This is a genomic window from Empedobacter sp. UBA5528, from assembly GCF_002426075.1.
Taxonomy (GTDB): domain Bacteria; phylum Bacteroidota; class Bacteroidia; order Flavobacteriales; family Weeksellaceae; genus Empedobacter; species Empedobacter falsenii_B.
The window spans coordinates 18,216-36,138 of sequence record NZ_DINY01000066.1; the positions used below are offsets into that span (position 1 = coordinate 18,216).

The 17,923-nt window shown below is 30.7% G+C and carries 20 protein-coding genes; 10 read left to right on the top strand and 10 right to left on the bottom strand.

The features are described from left to right. Positions 1–69: 69 nt before the first annotated feature. A complete protein-coding gene (locus B4L98_RS14165) occupies positions 70–408 on the top strand; it encodes a hypothetical protein (protein ID WP_291078575.1) in 339 nt (112 codons plus the stop codon). Between the two features lie 61 nt (positions 409–469). On the opposite strand, the gene lysA is transcribed toward B4L98_RS14165, so the two are convergent. Both lysA and B4L98_RS14175 read right to left on the bottom strand, forming a co-directional pair. Then, a complete protein-coding gene (gene lysA / locus B4L98_RS14170; RefSeq protein WP_286495417.1) occupies positions 470–1,681 on the bottom strand; it encodes a diaminopimelate decarboxylase in 1,212 nt (403 codons plus the stop codon). Positions 1,682–1,843: 162 nt separating this feature from the next. Beyond that, the gene (locus B4L98_RS14175) at positions 1,844–2,977 is read right to left on the bottom strand and encodes an MBL fold metallo-hydrolase (protein WP_286495418.1); all 1,134 of its coding nucleotides are present in this window, start codon (positions 2,975–2,977) and stop codon (positions 1,844–1,846) included. Positions 2,978–3,105: 128 nt separating this feature from the next. Between B4L98_RS14175 and B4L98_RS14180 the strand changes: the two genes are divergently transcribed. From B4L98_RS14180 to B4L98_RS14205, 6 genes are all read left to right on the top strand, one after another. Next, positions 3,106–3,654: a YeeE/YedE family protein gene (locus B4L98_RS14180; RefSeq protein ID WP_291078577.1), complete on the top strand. Its 549-nt coding sequence runs from the start codon at positions 3,106–3,108 to the stop codon at positions 3,652–3,654. Positions 3,655–3,658: 4 nt separating this feature from the next. Continuing rightward, positions 3,659–4,072, top strand: coding sequence for a YeeE/YedE family protein (locus B4L98_RS14185; protein WP_286495421.1), 414 nt, complete (start codon positions 3,659–3,661; stop codon positions 4,070–4,072). A gap of 2 nt (positions 4,073–4,074) precedes the next feature. Continuing rightward, positions 4,075–4,704 carry a Crp/Fnr family transcriptional regulator gene (locus tag B4L98_RS14190; protein WP_291078580.1) on the top strand — a complete coding sequence of 210 codons (630 nt, stop codon included), beginning with the start codon at positions 4,075–4,077 and terminating at the stop codon, positions 4,702–4,704. 169 nt (positions 4,705–4,873) lie between these two features. Continuing rightward, positions 4,874–5,761, top strand: a complete 888-nt coding sequence (locus tag B4L98_RS14195) for a YeiH family protein (RefSeq protein WP_286495423.1) — start codon at positions 4,874–4,876, stop codon at positions 5,759–5,761. A gap of 145 nt (positions 5,762–5,906) precedes the next feature. After that, entirely contained in the window at positions 5,907–7,301 is a 1,395-nt protein-coding gene (locus B4L98_RS14200; RefSeq protein WP_291078583.1) for an MBL fold metallo-hydrolase, read from the top strand. Between the two features lie 165 nt (positions 7,302–7,466). Next, positions 7,467–7,775, top strand: a complete 309-nt coding sequence (locus B4L98_RS14205; protein WP_286513081.1) for a thioredoxin family protein — start codon at positions 7,467–7,469, stop codon at positions 7,773–7,775. A gap of 70 nt (positions 7,776–7,845) precedes the next feature. Here B4L98_RS14205 and B4L98_RS14210 read toward each other — a convergent pair whose 3' ends face one another. The 6 genes from B4L98_RS14210 to B4L98_RS14235 all read right to left on the bottom strand — a co-directional run bounded on the left by B4L98_RS14210 (position 7,846) and on the right by B4L98_RS14235 (position 11,817). Next, the gene (locus B4L98_RS14210; protein ID WP_291052999.1) at positions 7,846–8,073 is read right to left on the bottom strand and encodes a YHS domain-containing protein; all 228 of its coding nucleotides are present in this window, start codon (positions 8,071–8,073) and stop codon (positions 7,846–7,848) included. Between the two features lie 2 nt (positions 8,074–8,075). Continuing rightward, complete coding sequence (locus B4L98_RS14215; protein ID WP_291078585.1) at positions 8,076–9,041, bottom strand: hypothetical protein; 966 nt, start codon at positions 9,039–9,041, stop codon at positions 8,076–8,078. A 10-nt stretch (positions 9,042–9,051) separates the two neighbouring features. Continuing rightward, complete coding sequence (locus B4L98_RS14220; protein WP_291078587.1) at positions 9,052–10,092, bottom strand: cytochrome-c peroxidase; 1,041 nt, start codon at positions 10,090–10,092, stop codon at positions 9,052–9,054. Positions 10,093–10,136: 44 nt separating this feature from the next. Continuing rightward, a complete protein-coding gene (locus tag B4L98_RS14225) occupies positions 10,137–10,979 on the bottom strand; it encodes an MbnP family protein (protein ID WP_125350617.1) in 843 nt (280 codons plus the stop codon). Between the two features lie 84 nt (positions 10,980–11,063). Then, positions 11,064–11,411, bottom strand: a complete 348-nt coding sequence (locus tag B4L98_RS14230) for a hypothetical protein (protein WP_291078589.1) — start codon at positions 11,409–11,411, stop codon at positions 11,064–11,066. Between the two features lie 91 nt (positions 11,412–11,502). Next, positions 11,503–11,817 (bottom strand): hypothetical protein, encoded by a 315-nt coding sequence (locus tag B4L98_RS14235; RefSeq protein WP_219034535.1) that lies wholly within the window; start codon positions 11,815–11,817, stop codon positions 11,503–11,505. Between the two features lie 530 nt (positions 11,818–12,347). On the opposite strand from B4L98_RS14235, the gene B4L98_RS14240 reads away from it, so the two are divergent. Beyond that, positions 12,348–12,725 carry a GreA/GreB family elongation factor gene (locus B4L98_RS14240; RefSeq protein ID WP_125350614.1) on the top strand — a complete coding sequence of 126 codons (378 nt, stop codon included), beginning with the start codon at positions 12,348–12,350 and terminating at the stop codon, positions 12,723–12,725. Between the two features lie 73 nt (positions 12,726–12,798). Here the strand turns inward: B4L98_RS14240 and murI are convergent, their stop codons facing one another. Both murI and B4L98_RS14250 read right to left on the bottom strand, forming a co-directional pair. After that, on the bottom strand, positions 12,799–13,608 hold the full coding sequence (gene murI, locus B4L98_RS14245) for a glutamate racemase (RefSeq protein ID WP_038334087.1): 810 nt from the start codon (positions 13,606–13,608) through the stop codon (positions 12,799–12,801). 132 nt (positions 13,609–13,740) lie between these two features. Continuing rightward, on the bottom strand, positions 13,741–14,835 hold the full coding sequence (locus tag B4L98_RS14250) for a PepSY-associated TM helix domain-containing protein (protein WP_114999337.1): 1,095 nt from the start codon (positions 14,833–14,835) through the stop codon (positions 13,741–13,743). A gap of 68 nt (positions 14,836–14,903) precedes the next feature. Here B4L98_RS14250 and B4L98_RS14255 point away from each other — a divergent pair, with 68 nt between their 5' ends. Next, positions 14,904–17,126 (top strand): TonB-dependent receptor, encoded by a 2,223-nt coding sequence (locus B4L98_RS14255; protein ID WP_038334089.1) that lies wholly within the window; start codon positions 14,904–14,906, stop codon positions 17,124–17,126. A gap of 208 nt (positions 17,127–17,334) precedes the next feature. Next, positions 17,335–17,886 carry a lipocalin family protein gene (locus B4L98_RS14260; RefSeq protein ID WP_038334090.1) on the top strand — a complete coding sequence of 184 codons (552 nt, stop codon included), beginning with the start codon at positions 17,335–17,337 and terminating at the stop codon, positions 17,884–17,886. Positions 17,887–17,923: the final 37 nt, after the last annotated feature.

Here is a 17,923-nt window from a genome sequence, read left to right on the forward strand (position 1 = left end):
AGTTTTTAAAATTGGATAGATTGAATCTTTAAAATATTTTCATAACTTTAAAACAGTAAATGATTGATAATGAAAATACTTTTATTCTTTCTTTTTCCAATTGCTCTTTTTGCGCAAGAAGTTGCTCAGAATGATAATCTTAAAAATAAATTGTTGATGAATTTTGCTCAACAATCTGGTTATTTTGATTTTAAGTATTCGCAAGATTTATCGCTTGAAAAGAATAATGAATTAATCTTGGATAATATGAAGAATTATATTAATCAGCCAACAAGTATTTCTCCTTTAAAACCTGTTGTAGAAAGAATTTCTTACGAATATGATGATTCAAAAACATACGGACAAAACTTATTTAGAAGTACTGTACACGAATTGTTTTTTAGTAAACCACTGAAATTAGGTAAATAAAAAAAGCCCAATCCTTGAATTGAGCTTTAAAATACTATAAAAATATATAAAAATTCTGAGCTTAGAATTTTATATCCTCTGTTGTTGCGATTAAATCTTGAATTGTTTCGCGACGACGAATTAAATAATCTTTGTCGTCAATTAACAAGACTTCCGCAGGTTTGAAACGCGAATTGTAATTCGAAGCCATCGAGAAACAATATGCTCCTGCATTGTGGAAACACAACACATCTCCTTCGCTAATTTCATTTATTTTACGATTCGATCCAAACGTATCTGTTTCACAAATATATCCCACAACTGTGTAATAACGGCTACGACCTTCTGGATTTGAAATATTTTCAATTTCGTGATGAGCACTATAAAACATTGGACGAATTAAATGGTTGAAACCTGTATCAATTCCTGCAAAAACAGTAGAAGTTGTTTGTTTCACAACATTTACAGTTGCTAAGAAAGATCCTGCTTCAGAAACCATATATTTTCCTGGCTCGAACATTAATGTCAAAGGTTTTCCGTACGCTTTTTCGAACTCATTGAAACGAGCTGATAAACGCTCTCCTAAATATTCAATATCTGTTTCGTCTGCGCCTGGATAGTAAGGAACTTTAAATCCTGATCCAAAATCGATGTAAGATAAATTCTTGAATTCTGCTGCAACTTCAAATAAAATTTCAGCTCCTTGTAAGAAAACATCAATATCTAAAATATCAGAACCTGTATGCATGTGAACACCATCCAAATGTAAACCTGTATTTTCTACAACACGTTTGATATGTGGTAATTGGTGAATAGAAATTCCGAATTTTGAATCAATATGTCCAACCGAAATATTTGCATTTCCACCTGCCATAATATGTGGATTAATACGCACACAAACTGGATATTTAGGAAAATCTTGACCAAATGTTTCTAAAACAGAAAGGTTATCGATATTGATGCGAACACCTAAATCAATTGCTTTTTTAATTTCAGCATACGAAACACCATTTGGTGTATAAATGATTTCTTTAGGCTTGAAACCCGCCATTAATCCCAATTCTACTTCTTGAATAGAAACTGTATCCAATCCTGAACCAAGTGATTTGAAATACTTTAAAAGATTAAGATTCGTGTTCGCCTTACATGCATAATTTAACTTTAAACGTTTGACTGTAGAAAATGCATTTGTCATCTTTTCATATTGCGATTTGATTTTGTTCGCATCATACACATACAGCGGCGCACCATATTTTTGCACCAATTCCAATAGACGTTCTCTATTCAGTTCCATTTTGTTTATTTTTTTGTTTAAAGTTAAATTTCAGTTGCCAAAATTACGGAATACAAATGGTTTTCTGAAGAAAATTCAGAATAAACTTATTATAAGTCAATAATTTCGAATATTATTTAAAAGTTTGAAAAATATTTCGAATATTATTCGGGAATAAATGTTTTAATCCCTCCACCATTCTTTGAAGTGAAAGACAGAATCGTTCAAATTTAGTGGTTCACCGATCATTGGAGTTAAAATATCGAGCTTATTTTGCTTACCATTCGCTATAATTTTTTCCAGAGGTTCGTCCCAAGCATGTTTTGCCAAAGCAAATTTTGCAGCATGAACAGGAATAATATGTTTTGCTTTCAAATCGTTGATAATTGCAGGTAAATCTGTTGGTAAAGCGTGAATATATTTCCATGCTTCGTTGTATTGACCATTTTCGAGAATCGCAAAATCAAACGGACCATATTTTTCTCCAATTTCTTTGAAATGCAAATCATAACCGCTGTCACCACCTAAAAATATTTTTTGTGTTGAGGTTTCCAGCACATAGGAAGTCCAAAGTGTAGTGTTTCGTTTAAATTTTCGACCAGAAAAATGACGAGCTGGTGTAAAAGTTATTTTTAAGTTATTTTTTAAAGTTAGGCTTGTGTTCCATTCTTCTTCGATTAATTGATCGGGCGAATAATTCCACTTCTCGAAATGTGCGCCAACTCCAAGCGGAATGATCACTTTATCCACTTTTGAACGTAATTCTTTCACCGTTTCATAATCCAAGTGATCGTAATGATCGTGTGAAATAACCAAATAATCAATCTTTGGAAAATCTTTTGCATGATACGTATTTGCTCCTTTAAACGCTTTATTGAAAATTGGTAAAGGCGAACCGTAATCACTAAAAACAGGATCGATAAGGAAATTAACACCATCCAATTGAATATAATAAGACGAATGTCCCAACCAAATAAATACATTATCATTTTTATCAATTGATATAATATCTGTCTGAATATGCGGAATAGAATCTTTAGGATTAAGTTTTGGATTTTTCGCACCAAAGAAAAAGTCCCACATCACTTTTTTAGTATCAAAACCTTCTGCAAATGCAGGCGTGTGATGAATATTTTGAAATTGTCCATTTTTATACAACTTCGATTGTTTCATTCGTTCCAATCGTTTTCCAGTTGCTTCAGCACCAAAAGTATTCATTTGTAGAACCGCGAAAGTTGCAATTACAAGAATTACAATCAAACTTAATAGGAAGTAAAGCATTCGTTTAAAAACTTTTCGTTTATTGATTTTTTTCATTAATGATCAAATGTATAAAATTCTTGGATTGCTTTTGAAATAATATATCTTAAGTAAACTGTAACATTTGTAACTTTCATTTTAATTTTGATTTACCAACTTTGTACACGTTTTAGAAAAAATATAAAATGGAATTTATCTTACAACCTTGGCCATGGTATATTGGCGGACCAATAATTGCGATTGTAATGCTTTTATTGATTTATTTCGGAAAAAGTTTTGGATTTTCATCAAACTTCAGAACGATTTGTTCTGCTTTGGGAGGAGGAAAATCATGTGATTTTTTCTCGTTTGATTGGAAATCTCAAAAATGGAATTTATTATTCTTAGTTGGTGCAATAATAGGAGGTTTTGTTTCGGTACATTTTTTATCAGATAATCAAATTCCTGAAATTTCAGAAGCTACAATTGCAAAATTGAATGCAATGGGATTTGAAAGTGCAGGAAAAGCATATTCTCCAACCGAAATTTTCGAAACGATGTCTTTAAAAAATATTGCTTTATTATTTGTTGGTGGATTATTAATTGGTTTTGGAACGCGCTATGCAGGAGGTTGTACATCTGGACATGCGATTTCGGGTTTAAGTGATTTGCAATTACCTTCATTTATCGCTGTTATCGGCTTTTTTATCGGTGGACTTTTGATGGTTCACGTTTTGTTTCCTTTAATTTTTTAATCTCATGAGAAGTTTAGTTTATATCATATTAGGCGTTATCTTTGGTGTAACCATGTACAAGGCAGAAACAGCCTCTTGGTTTCGTATTTTCGAAATGTTCAATTTTCAATCTTTCCACATGTACGGATTTATTGGTTCGGCTTTGGTTGTCGGTTTGATTGGAATACAATGGATGAAAAAGAAAGAAGCAAAAAATATCGATGGTGAAAAAATTGTGATTCAACCCAAAACAAAATCAATAGCTCGTTATTTGATCGGAGGAATTTTCTTCGGATTAGGTTGGGCATTGGTTGGTGCTTGTCCCGGACCAATATTTGTGTTATTAGGCGCAGGAGTTTATCCAATTTTAATTACAATTGTAGGTGCATTAATCGGTACTTTTCTTTACGGAAAAATTAGAAACAAAATCCCACATTAAACATGATAAAAGAGAAAATAGAAGCAACTTATCCGTATCAATTTGAAGATGAATTATTGAATGAAATTGATGAATTAGGATCTTTGATAGATTTTAAAGCGAATGATGTGATGATTGATTTGAACCAATTTATCAAGGGAATGCCAATTCTTTTGAGTGGTGCAATCAAGATTATGCGCGAAGATTTTGATGAAGGAGAATTGTTGTTGTATTTTCTCGAAAAAGGTGATACATGTGCCATGACGATGGCTTGTTGTTTAGGTGATAAACAAAGTAAAATACGTGCTGTTGCTGAAACTGATGGAGAATTGGTAATGATTCCGATTGTAAAAATGGACGAATGGTTGGCAAAATATCCATCATGGAGACGTTTTATTTTTGATAGTTACAATAATAGAATGGAGGAAATGTTGGTAGCGATTGACAATTTAGCTTTTAATGATATGAACGAACGTTTGAAAAAATATCTGTTAGATGTCGCAAGTATCAATAAAGGCAAAGTTGTGGTAAAAACACACCAAGAAATTGCTTACGAGCTAAATACTTCTCGTGTTGTCATTTCTCGTTTGTTGAAAGTGTTAGAAAAAGAAGGTTTCCTTCAATTAAACCGAAACGAAATCACGATTAAGTAAGAAATTATTTAAAAAATATATACAAAGGAAGCTCAGTTTTTGAGCTTCCTTTTTTTATTTGAAACAACTTATAGTAGAAAAATTTTCTAAAAATAATCTCATTTGTAACAAATGTTACAATCTATTTTGATACGGTCAATTACTTTTGTTTTTGTATTTCATAAAACAAATGATTGCCCGTATAGTTTATTTTGGATTATTGCTATTTACTTTTTTTCCTTTTGTAGAGTCGTCTGTGGCGTTACTTTTAGGGATTGGTTATGGTTTAATTTTTCAGAATGAATTTTGGGAAATCTCAAAACGATATTCAAAGAAATTATTGAATATTGCAATCATTGGTTTAGGGTTAGGTTTGAATCTTCACGAGGCAGTTTCGGTAAGTAAAGATGGATTTTTTCTCACTTTTATTTCTGTGTTAAGTGTTTTTACATTAGGATTTGTATTCTACCGATTATTAAAAATCAACAAGAATACATCGCTGCTGATTACTTCAGGAACTGCTATTTGTGGAGGGAGTGCTATTGCTACAATTTCTTCGGTTTTACAACCAAAAGCGAATCAAATTACCATTGCCATGTCAGTTGTGTTTGTGTTGAATGCGATTGCATTAATGATTTTTCCGTTTATTGGACATTATTTTCAGTTATCGCAATATCAATTTGGTTTGTGGTCGGCAATTGCAATTCACGATACAAGTTCTGTTGTCGGTGCAGCCAAACAATACGGTGAACAAGCTTTAGAAGTTGCAACTACTGTGAAATTGAGCCGAACATTATGGATTTTTCCGTTCGCTTTATTAATTGGTTATTTCAACAAAAAAGAGAACTCTTCTTACAAATTTCCTTATTTCATTATTGGTTTTATTACAACAATGCTTATCGCTACTTATTTTCCTCAAGGCGAAAAAGTCTATCATATTTTACAAGGAATTTCGAAACAATTAATGGTTGTTGCTTTATTTATGATTGGCTCGTTGATTAACTTACAATCCATCAAACAAGCAGGTTTTAAAACCTTATCATACGGAATATTACTTTGGATTTTTATTTCCATTTGATCTTTGGTTTTGGTTTTAAATTATTTTTAAAATCTCTATCCTCTCTATTTTTAGGTTTGTAACATTGGTTACTGTCGATTGTTTTTTAGTAACTTAACTTTGATTCAACAAATTAAAAAAGGTTAAACCATAAAAATATTATCATATGTTTTTTCAACACATTTTTGAAAAGTCATTGGCGCATTCAAGTTACCTTGTAGGTTGTCAAGCAAAAGGAGAAGCAATTGTAATCGATCCAAAAAGAGATATTGATACATACTTAAAAATAGCAGAAGAAAATAAGCTGAAAATTACGCATATTGCCGAAACACATATTCATGCTGATTATCTTTCTGGTAGCCAAGAGTTAGCTTATGTAACAGGTGCGAAGATGTATTTGTCTGATGAAGGCGGAGAAGATTGGCAATACGATTTTGAACATATCGGATTAAAAAATGGGGATAAAATAAAAGTTGGAAATCTAATTTTTGAGGTGATGCATACACCAGGTCACACGCCAGAAAGTATTAGTCTTTTGTTGACGGATAAACCTGCGACGAAAGAACCAGTTATGATTTTTACTGGAGATTTTGTTTTTGTAGGAGATATTGGTCGTCCAGATTTATTAGAAGAAGCTGCTGGATTAATTGGTACTAAAGAAGTAGGAGCAAAGCAGATGTTTAAATCGTTGAAAAAATTTCAAGCATTACCAGATTATTTACAAGTTTGGCCAGCACATGGAGCAGGTTCTGCTTGCGGAAAAGCTTTGGGAGCTGTAGCAAGTACGACGGTTGGTTATGAGAAAATCAGAAATTGGGCGTTGCAATTTGATTCGAATGAAAAAGCATTTGTTGATTATTTATTGGCAGATCAACCCGAAGCACCAGCTTATTTTACAATGATGAAAAAGTTGAATAAAACAAAACGTCCTTTGTTGATCGAAGTTCCGAAGTGGGCTAAATTAACATACATCGAATTTGAAAAAGCAAAAGATTTTGGAATGAAAGTGATTGATGCGCGTATCAAAACAGATTTTTCCCAATTGCATATTCCAGGAACGCTTAATATTCAAAACAATAAAACGTTCAATACATGGATGGGGTGGATGGTAAATTATCAAGAGCCAATTGTGTTGATTGTAGAAGAGGATGAAGTAGAAGAAATGACACGAAAATTGATGCGAATTGGTTTGGATAATATTTACGGCTACATTAAACCAACAGATTTATTTAACAATTTAAGTTCTTTACAATCTTCTATTTTAATCGACGCAGATACAATGGAAAATTACATTGGAAATGAAGAGGTTCAGATTTTAGATGTTAGAGGTGAAACAGAATTTAAAGAAGGTCATATCGAAGATGCGAAGCATATTTTTGTCGGTTATTTACCAAAAAGATACAATGAATTAGATCCAACTAAAAAAATTGTCTTGCATTGTCAAGCTGGAGATCGGGCAACGATTGCACAAAGTTTTTTGGAATCGAAAGGTTTTGATGTTGAAAACTATAGTGGAGGAATTGCTGATTGGAAATTGAATCAAAAACCATTCGTGAAATAATATGTTTTTTCAAAATATTTTAAAAATGTTGACATCAAATTCGAATGTAGAAGTAGAGCTAGTACTACTCAAGCAGTAACAATTTTAAATAAAAATGGATTTGATGCAATAAACGGCGGCCCTTGGCAAACGATAAAATAAGTGTAATAATATCTAAATTTTAAAATGGATTTATTGGATAAAATACAAGGAAATAATTATTATTTGATTGATTTTTATGCAAATTGGTGTGCTCCATGTCAGTTACAACTTCAGTTTTTAGAAAATTTGAAAGAAAAATTTCCTGATAATGTAGAAATTATAAAAATAGATGTAGATAAAGACAAAGTAAGTACCATTCAATTTGATGCAATGTATCAAGTAAATGGTGTACCAACTTTGATGCTTTTTCATCAAGGAAAGCTACTTTGGAAACATTATGGAGTAAAGTTTGAAGATGATTTACAGGAAATTGTAAAACAATTTTTGATATAAAAAAGACAGTAGCTGCTTAATGATTCTTCTTAGAATCAAGTGCAACTACTGTCAAATTATTTTCTTTCTCTTACTTTTTCTTCACGTATTTTTTTGGATTTTTTTTGAATTCAACTTTACAGCTTTTACTACAAAAACCATAAATTTTCTTTTGATAAATTGCGGTATCTGTTAAGAATTGTGCGGTATTCATTCCACAAATAGGATCTTTCTCGTTTACAACTTTTACTTTTAGTTTTTGTTGAGCAAAAATTGAAAAAGAGAGGATAAAGAATGTTAATGTTAATATTTTTTTCATTGTTATTGATTTTTAGATTGAAATAAATTGTAATTAAAAAAGAAACCTATTCTGTTTTTTACTTCGATTTCTCCCGAATTTAAATCAGAAAGTATAGGTTGAAAATATTCTATACCAAAATTAAATTTTTGAGCAGCTGCTTCTAATCCTAATTTCGCAAATTGAGCTTTTCCTTTAGATTTTGGAATCGTCTCCCCAAATTGTTCATTTTTATAATAAAGTTCGTTTTGAAAACCGAATTTTCCAAGTAATTTTAATTCATTGTTAATGAAAAGATGTTGTAATTGAATTAATTGATTCCATTGATCTCCAAATTTGTATTTCTTCTTATTCTCTCCTTTCAAGTTGTAGTCTGTTACTAATTGTAAAGTCGAATTCTTAAAAGCTAATTGGTAATTTATTGCAAACTGAGTATCCCAACTTCCTGTACCTAATTGAAAACTTGGATTGGTTGTTTCAGCATTTGCTTGATTAAATTTTGCGATTGGAATTTTTAAACCTATTGCAGCACTTAATCCATGTTTTAGCTCATTAGAACTTGTGTTTGATTTAATGACTTTAACTATTCCCATCATATTTAAATCTCCAATACCAGAAATAGAAGAAGAGTTTTTACCTTCTTTATTATGAAAATGGTAAGGAATACTAGCATTGATGTCAATTCTATTATTTATTGGAATTCTTGCCCATAATTGAATGGTATTGAACAGTTGCTTTTGTGTTCTTTTATTAGAAAAAGCATCTTCTTTAGCTTTATAAGATTGATGAAGGTAACGAATACCAACGAAATTTGAATTTATAAGATTTTCAATTCCATTTGAGGTTGAAGTCGCAGAACAACCGCAAGCATCACAATCTAATTCTAAATCATATAAATGAGAGACTACAATAGAATCATTATCTGTATGCGCAAATAATGAAATAGGTATTAATAATATAACGAAAAATAAATTGATATATAATTTCATTTGAATAGATTTAAAATTCTGCATAAGCAGGGTTATTAATAAATGAGTAATCAGTTAATGTTTTTAGAAAAGAAATAATTGCCTTTTTTTCTTCTTCTGTCATAGGAATTCCAATTCGATTATTTTGTTTGAGTTGAGAATCCAAATATTTATCATTTTGTACACCTTCTGAATAAAAATTCAAAACAGCTTCTAAACTATAGAATCGTCCATCGTGCATATAAGGTTTGGTCATTTCAATATTTCTTAAACTTGGAACTCTAAACTTCATAAAATCAGTCGAATCTAATGTCACACGATATAAACCTCCATCTTTGTATTGTTTATTATAATACATTCCTGTATTTCGAAAAGACTCATCTGTAAAAAGTGTTCCTTTATGACAGCTTGAACATTTCTGTTGAAAAAGTTGTAAACCTTTTTTTTCGGTTTCGGTTAAATTTGTCTCTTTCCTTAAATATTGATCATATTTTGAATCTTTTGATACAACTGAAGCCATAAATTGTCCTAATGCGCTGAGAATACGATTTGCATCGATTTTATCATCTTCAAAAGCATTTTTAAACATTTTTCGATAAGAAGAATCTGATGATAATTTCTTAATGATTTCGGGAAAAGTTGTATCCATCTCTTCTTCAGCTGTAATAGGAGAAATTGGTTGTTGAGCTAAATCATGAATAACGCCATCCCACATAAATCGATTTAGAAAAGCCAAATTTTGAATAGGAGGAGCATTTCGAATTCCTAATCGATCATCAATTCCATGACTTACAGGATGTCCGTGGTGAGTAAAGGCATTTTCTTGAATATGGCAAAAAGCACATGAAATAGTATTATTTCTAGATAATCGACCTTCATAAAATAGTTTTTTTCCTAACTCAACTCCATTTTTAGTTAACGGATATTTATCTGTATCAAATGTTATTTTAGGAAAATAAGAAGGAATTTCTAATTGATAAGGTTCATCAACGATTTGTCCATAATCAATATCATCATCGTTACAACTTAACAAGATGAATAAACTGAATATAATTGTTATTATTTTATTCATTGTTTGTAGAATTATGCGGTGTTTTATAAACACCGCTATAAACTTTATTGATTTTTTTCGTCGTTATGTACATGATCAACTCGAAACATATTTTGTATATTTTCTGTTACCAATTGTGCAAAGTTGGAAGATCCCATAATATTATTGTTCGACTCATCTAATATCAATTTATGATCACCACTTAAATAGGTATTCAAATTTGCCATAATATGAATAGAAGGCTTAATCTTAGAAGTTACTCGTGCAGATGTAGGCAAATTTAATGTTACTTCTCTATATAAATCTTGAACATTATTTTTGTTAATATCTCCCATATTTCCTGTGTGAGTTAAAAAGAATGTATCAGTAGTAGTTTTGCCATAAAAACCTTCTATTTTAAAGAAAACATAACCAGCAGCCCAAGCCCAAGTCATTCCATTTTTCTTTGCTTTTTCCCAAAAAGTAGCTTGCCCAGTCTGTCCTAATAAATAAGCTTTCTGAGATACACCAAGTCCGAAACGTACTTTTGTATATTTATTTTGAGGGATATTATCCAAATTTAAATAAACGACATTAGCTATAGCAGAATCTTGATTAATAACAAAAGCGCCTTTGTCTGGATCGTTTTTATGATAATCAAATTCATTTCCTTTTTCGTCAATTAATGTGATGTTAGAAATGATATATTTTAATGTTGTTAATTTATGTTTTTGTCCGTTTGATGAGGTTTGCGTTGTTTGATCTAAAACAATTCCTCCCAAATTATCAAATCCATTTTCAAACTTTAATTGAATTTTACCTGTTTCGGTAGATTTAATTTCAGAGAAATCATCATCGTTGTTGCAGGAAGTAAATAAAGTAAGTAATGCAATAAATGATAAGTTTAAAAAATATTTGATTGTTTTCATTGTAATAATTGTTTAATTTTTTTGAATAAAAATGCTATTGGAAAACAATTATTGTTCTCCAATACTGGATATTTGTTCTATTAATTAAACAATTGGAGGTTTTAGATATTTAAAAACCCAATCGATAGAATAGGATGATTGCCAAAAGAATCGATGTTTTATTTTTACAATAAAATCTTGAATAAATGGAATATTTAAGGATTCGAAATGTATAAAAATTTCTGCAAATCGAATATTCTTTACTAAAACCGAATCAGATTCTTGTTCTGTTTCTTTTAGTTGCTTCGATAAATAACATTTTCCATTGCATTGCATTTCTGGTCGCTCTTTATTGATACAATATTCATCAATAATCTTCTCCTGAGTACTAATGAATACAGTAAAAGGAATTAATGATCGAAAACCAATTAAAAGCACGAACAATGCAATCAATAAACAATTGAAACTTTTGACAAATCTTATATGAAATGTCAACTTGATTAAATGTTAATGAGATAATAATTTGATAAATATGGGCTATTTATCAAATAGGAGGCTGAAGTTGTTGATCTAATTGATATTGAGTTTCGAAAGCTAATTCGATAGTCGAAATTTTTTCAATAGATTTTATGAAGGTAAATGTGTTAATTTCGAAGGTAGGTTGATAAATAAAATAATCAATTGCACGCAAAGAAACTTGAATTTTATTATCATCATTTTGTTCATCATTAACAGTCTTGGAAATTTGTTCTTTCAGATAACAAACTCCATTACACAATAATTCTGGACGCTCTATATTAACACAATATTCGTTAGAAATCTTATCATAATTTACCAAATAGTCAATAACAGGTAGCAATGGTCTACAAGTTATTAGAACAACAGTTAGTATGAAAAGGTAAGATTTCAATTCCTTAAAATTTTTATAAAATTAGACAGTTTTTATTTATTTTGAAAATGAAGATTATCAGTTTTTTCAGAAATTGAATTCAAGTTTCTTTTTATTGAAATGACATTAATGAAATAATCTTAAAAGGTTTATATTTTTTAGATTGAGAAAGATATCGTAACTTTGAATTAATCATTTTAGAATCAATTCATGGCAAATTTTATTGACATCTATAGAAGAAACAACCAATTGTGGTTGTTTTTGTCGTTGGCATATTTGCATGATGATACTTTCTTAAGAAGCTCGAAAGAGTTTATCAACTAATCCCTGTTACGACTCGAGACAGGGAACCTTCTATTTTTTTCAATTATCAATTATTTTCAATTTTCTGTAAGGAGATTTGTATCAAATTTTAGCGAATTTTATTTTCGGTTATTTGATATTTGAGTCTTAGAGAATCTTCTTCGAATGATTGAAAGTTTAACTAAGAATTTATCAAAATGACAACAAATATTATTTTAACAACAGGATTATACGATTTAATTAAAGACCATTTAAGAAGAAAAAAAGTAACAGCAGAACAAGAAAATATCTTAACAAAAGAATTGCGTCATGCAGAACAAATTTTGAGAAGAGATTTGGCTGATAATATTGTGACTGTTGGGAAAAAAGTAACAATAAAAGAATTAAATTCAAATCAAGAATATCAATTAAATTTTGTTAGCCCAGAAAAGGCAAAACCGAAAAAGAATCGTCATTCTATTTTAATGGACGAAGGTTTAGCAACAATTGGTTATAAAATTGGTGATGTAATTGAATGGCCAGCAAATGATGGCTCAAAAAAATATGAAATTCTGAATGTAGAAGCAGTTTCATAATTTGTCCAAAAGCATAATAAAAAAACCGAGCATTAGCTCGGTTTTTTATTGGTATATTTTCTGGAAAAATATTTTAAACATCTAAATGTGAAGCAGTAATTTTCTGACCATAAAAAATTGTTGTATTTGCTTCAAAACTTTTCGCATCATCTGTCGTATAAAATGTAAGATGCCCATTTTTTGAGCATTGTGTTTCTACTTCGGGATGGCGATGTAAATAGTCAGTTAATTTATTCGCGACCAATTCTCCTTGCGAAAGAATTGTTACATTTTCTAGTACATATTGCGAAATCACAGGAAGAAGAAGCGGATAATGTGTGCAAGCCAATACAATTGTATCGATTTCGGATGATTGATCAAATAAGCGTTGAATATCTTTTTCTACAATATCGTGCGCAGCTTTGCTATCAATTTCATTATTCTCAACCAAAGGAACCCAAAGTGGACAAGCTAATTGAAAAACATCAATTGTTGGATGAAATTTGTTCATCTCAATTTTATACGATTCGGACAAAACAGTTCCTTGCGTAGCTAAAATTCCGACTTTGTTATTCTTTGTGTATTCATTTATCGATTCTGTTGTTGGGCGAATAACACCCAAAACTCTTTTGCCTTCGGGTAAATCATTTTGCTGAATTGTTCGTAAAGCCTTTGCAGAGGCTGTATTGCAAGCAAGTATAACCAAATTGCATCCCAAATCAAACAATTTAAAAACGCATTCTTTGGTGTATTCATAAACTGTCTCAAACGAGCGAATTCCATAAGGGCAACGAGCATTATCACCTAAATAGATATAATCGTATTGCGGAAGTTTTTTCTGTATTTCTTTGAAAACGGTTAATCCTCCATAACCAGAGTCAAAAACACCAATTGGTCCTTGCATATTCGCTTATTTTTGAAGTACAAATTTACAAAATGTATTAAGATGTTAGCCTAATAATTTGGTTTGAAAAATTGCTTATGATTAATAGAAATTATAAATTTTATAATCTATTCAACAATTGTTTGAATAAAATTATTTTCTTTTCTGCTTTCGTTTTTTATTCCGCCAAATAATAAAACCTGTAATGGGTAAACTTGCCACAATTATTGAAGAAGTAAAGGCTAATATTTTACCAAATAAACCTAATATTTGTCCTGTATGGATGTCATACATTGAGTTTGCAAACTTTTTACCATTTGATAAATTCTCATTCATTAATTTAGAAACCTGAAATTGTTTCGAATCAAATTGATATTCGTCAACCGCATAATAGCGCAAACTTTTATGATATGCTCTTACGGCTAAAGGATTTTTATCAGGAACAGGTAAATAAATCCAATACATAGAAGCTGTTGGACTATTTTTTAAACTATAAGCATATGCCGAATCAACAATAGTGTAATTGTCTTCTAACATTTTTTTAGGCTGATAGACATATCCTTTTTCTTCATTAGGAAATGATTTTCCAAGATTAACAATTTGTGTATATGAATTGCGAACAGGTTTGAAACTAAATGCAATACCTGATAAAGCGACAATAAAAGCAATGCTAAAAGCATAAAATCCTAATACATTATGCAAATCATAATTGATGCGTTTCCATTTTGCTTTGTATTTTATCGTTAATCCATTTTTAGCTTGTTTTCTCTTTTTGGGCCACCAAAGTATTAATCCACTTATCATAATCATGATAAAAATAACAGTCGAAAAACCAATTATATTTTTTCCGATATCACCCAATAAAAGATTCATATGAATGTATTGTATCACCAAGAAAAAATCTTGTTTCATATTTTCTTGATGTAAGATTTTCCCTGAATATGGATTGACATATACAAAGTAAGATTCTTTTTTATCATCCATCGTCATCACAACAGTTGATCGATCTTTATCCATATACATCACTCGAAGAACAACATGTTTAGGATTTTTGTCTTGTACTTTAAGAATAATTTCACTTGGTTTTATGAATGGTTGATGAACAATTTCAACTTTTCTATAATCAAACAGTGCATCTTTTATTTCATCTTGAAAACAAAAGATAGCTCCTGTTATTGCTACAATACAAATAATAATACCTGTAAATAATCCAAGCCATTTGTGAAGAAAAAGAAAATATTTTTTCATTAATAAAATTAATTTAGAATAAATAAAAATTATATTTGCAGCAAATATAAATTATTTAAAAACACACTATGAAAAAAAATATCATCTGTTTAACAATTTTATTTGGGAGTGCCTCGCTGTCATATGCCCAAACGAATGATAGTATATCCACAGATTTGAATGATGTTGTGGTAGTTGCTTCAAGAAAACCTACAAAAATATCTGATTTGGCAGGAACTGTTTGGGTGATCAATCAAGAACAAATTGCGCAACAAGCTAAAAATGGTGTTCCATTAAAAGAAGCTTTAGCGATTATGATTCCAGGGATGGATGTTGGTTCACAAGGAAGATCAAATTATGGTCAGAATATGCGTGGACGTTCGATGTTGGTGATGATAGACGGTGTTTCCTTAAACAGTATCCGTAACATAAGTCGTCAATTGGATGCAATAGATCCATTTAATATCGAAAGAGTTGAGGTTTTATCTGGTGCAAGCGCAATTTATGGCGGAAATGCAACAGGTGGTATTGTCAATATTGTAACGAAAAAAACGCTAAAAAATGGAATTAGTGGCGAAACAGAACTTGGTTCACGTACAGGTTTTTCAGGAAGTGATGATCATGATTGGCGTGCAGCTCAATCTATTGGTTACAAAGATGATAAATTTACTGGACGTTTGGCTGTTGCTTTTCAACAAAATGGTGGAGCTTATGATGCAGATGGTGATCAAATATTTGCAGATATTTCGCAATTAGATTTACAATATAATCAATCTATTGATGTGTTGGCAACAGCGGGTTACAAATTCAATCCGAAACATCAAATCAATGGATCTGTGCAATATTATCGTTCAAAATATAATGGAGATCGTAGTTTATATTTAGGTGAAAATATTAGTGTTTTAACCAAAGGAGATGCTTCTGTTTTGGAAATGCGAGATGGTTTTGATACGGATAAAAATCCAGGAACAGAGCGTGTAATGGGAACATTGAGTTATAATGGAACGAATATTTTAGGAGGGCAAGACGTTTATGTTCAATTTGCTTCTCGTGTTGAGAAATTAGGATTTTACCCATTTCCAGGTAATTTAACGTTGCCTTCTGGGACAAGTCCTTATATGTCGGCTTCTCAACAGGATACGTATTATTCGGGTCTAAAAGCTGTTTTGGTAAAAGATTGGGGGAAATTGAAATTAACATATGGTGTAGACGCTGACTTTGAAAAGTTTGAAGGTCAACAAAATGTATTTGATTCTCAGAAATCATTATCAAGTGGAGGAATGATTAATCACACTGTTTTAACAATTGATCGTTATCCAACCAATCATTCTACAAGTTTTGCAGGATATGCGCAAGCTGAGTATGATATTTTACCTCAATTGAAAGTTTCGGGAGGAATTCGTTACCAAGATATTTCGATTAAGTTGGATGATTTTGTTGGTTCTACTCAACAATTGCAAATCGCAAATGGTTATGGAAACAGCGCCGATTATATTCCAGGCGGAAAAAGTAGCTATAATATGACGATGCTAAATGCTGGTTTGTTGTATAAAATTAATGAATTGAACCAAGTTTGGACAACTTATTCACAAGGAGTTTCGTTGGCTGATCCATCAAAATTTTATGGATATGGAAATTATAAATTTAATTCTGCAACCAATAATTGGGATTTAAGTTCGAGTGTCAATGTAAAAGATTCTCCTCTTTCTGGTGTGAAAACAGGACAATTTGAACTTGGTTATCGTTTCAGAACAAATAATGGATTTAAAGGACAAATCTCTGGATTTATCAGTAATTCCGATAAAAATATTGCTTTAAAACGTGATGGATTAAATCTTTGGGTAGAAGTAGTTGATCAGAAATTAAGAAATATGGGCGTAGAAACAGAGGTTTCTTACACGAACGGAGGATTTTATGTTGGAGCAAATACATTGTTAATCAAATCTGAAGTGGAGAAAAATGGTGATTGGCAAAAACAAGACGTTTCAACTTCTGGACCTTCTAAATTTACAGCTTACGCAGGTTATGGATTTGATAATTGGAATTTTAGATTTCAAACTTTACAAAGTTTCAAATACACAGATGGTTTGGAAAATGTGATTGATTCATACAATACATCAGATTTAATGATTGCTTACAAATTACCTTTCGGTAAAATTAATTTAGGTGTTCAGAATATTTTTAATACCGATTATCAAACAATTTGGAGTGCAAAATCACAAGTTTTGTATAGTGCATATAAAGTTCCAGAATTGTTTTATTACGCTGGACGAGGAAGAACTTTTAATCTAAGTTTTACATACAATTTTTAATTTATGACAAGCGAATCTTTTGATTCGCTTTTTTCTTGAAAATATTTTTTAGATAGGAAATATTGAAAACTGTACTAGAAAGTTTTGTGTATTTCATTTATAAAGAAAACTAAACAAGAAAATGTATTAAAACCTTTTCAAATATGGTTATTGGCTTAATGATTGCAATTGAATTTATAAATAAAGTTTCTCACAAAAAGAATGAATTATGAAGCAATTAAATAAAAAAATGATCTCAGGTTTAGCGTTAGCAGGTTTGGGAGGGTTGACTTATGCTTGGTTGAATTGTCGAAAAGTTAAAATCCCGGATTATGTTACAGCGGTCGAAAATTTTGATCCGCAACAATACATGGGAAAGTGGTATGAAATTGCACGATTAGATTTCAAATATGAAAAAAATATGAGTCATGTAACTGCGACTTATTTTTTGAATAAGAAAGGTGTAATAGAAGTTCATAACAGAGGTTTTGATGATAAAGAAAACCAATGGACAGAAGCTCATGGAAAAGTTAAGTTGAACGGAGAAGAGGGGAAAGGAGCTTTAAAAGTTAGTTTCTTTGGACCATTTTATTCAGGATATAATGTAGTGTTGATGGATCCTAATTATGAAACAGCTTTGGTTTTTGGTGAAAGTCATGATTATATGTGGATTTTATCACGACAAAAAACAATTTCGGAAGAAACAAAACAAAAGTTTCTTTTGTATGCAGAAGAAAAAGGATATGCGATAGAGGAACTTACTTGGACTGTACAAGAATAAGTTGATAAATATAGTTTCATCTCAAAGGGCTAATTTC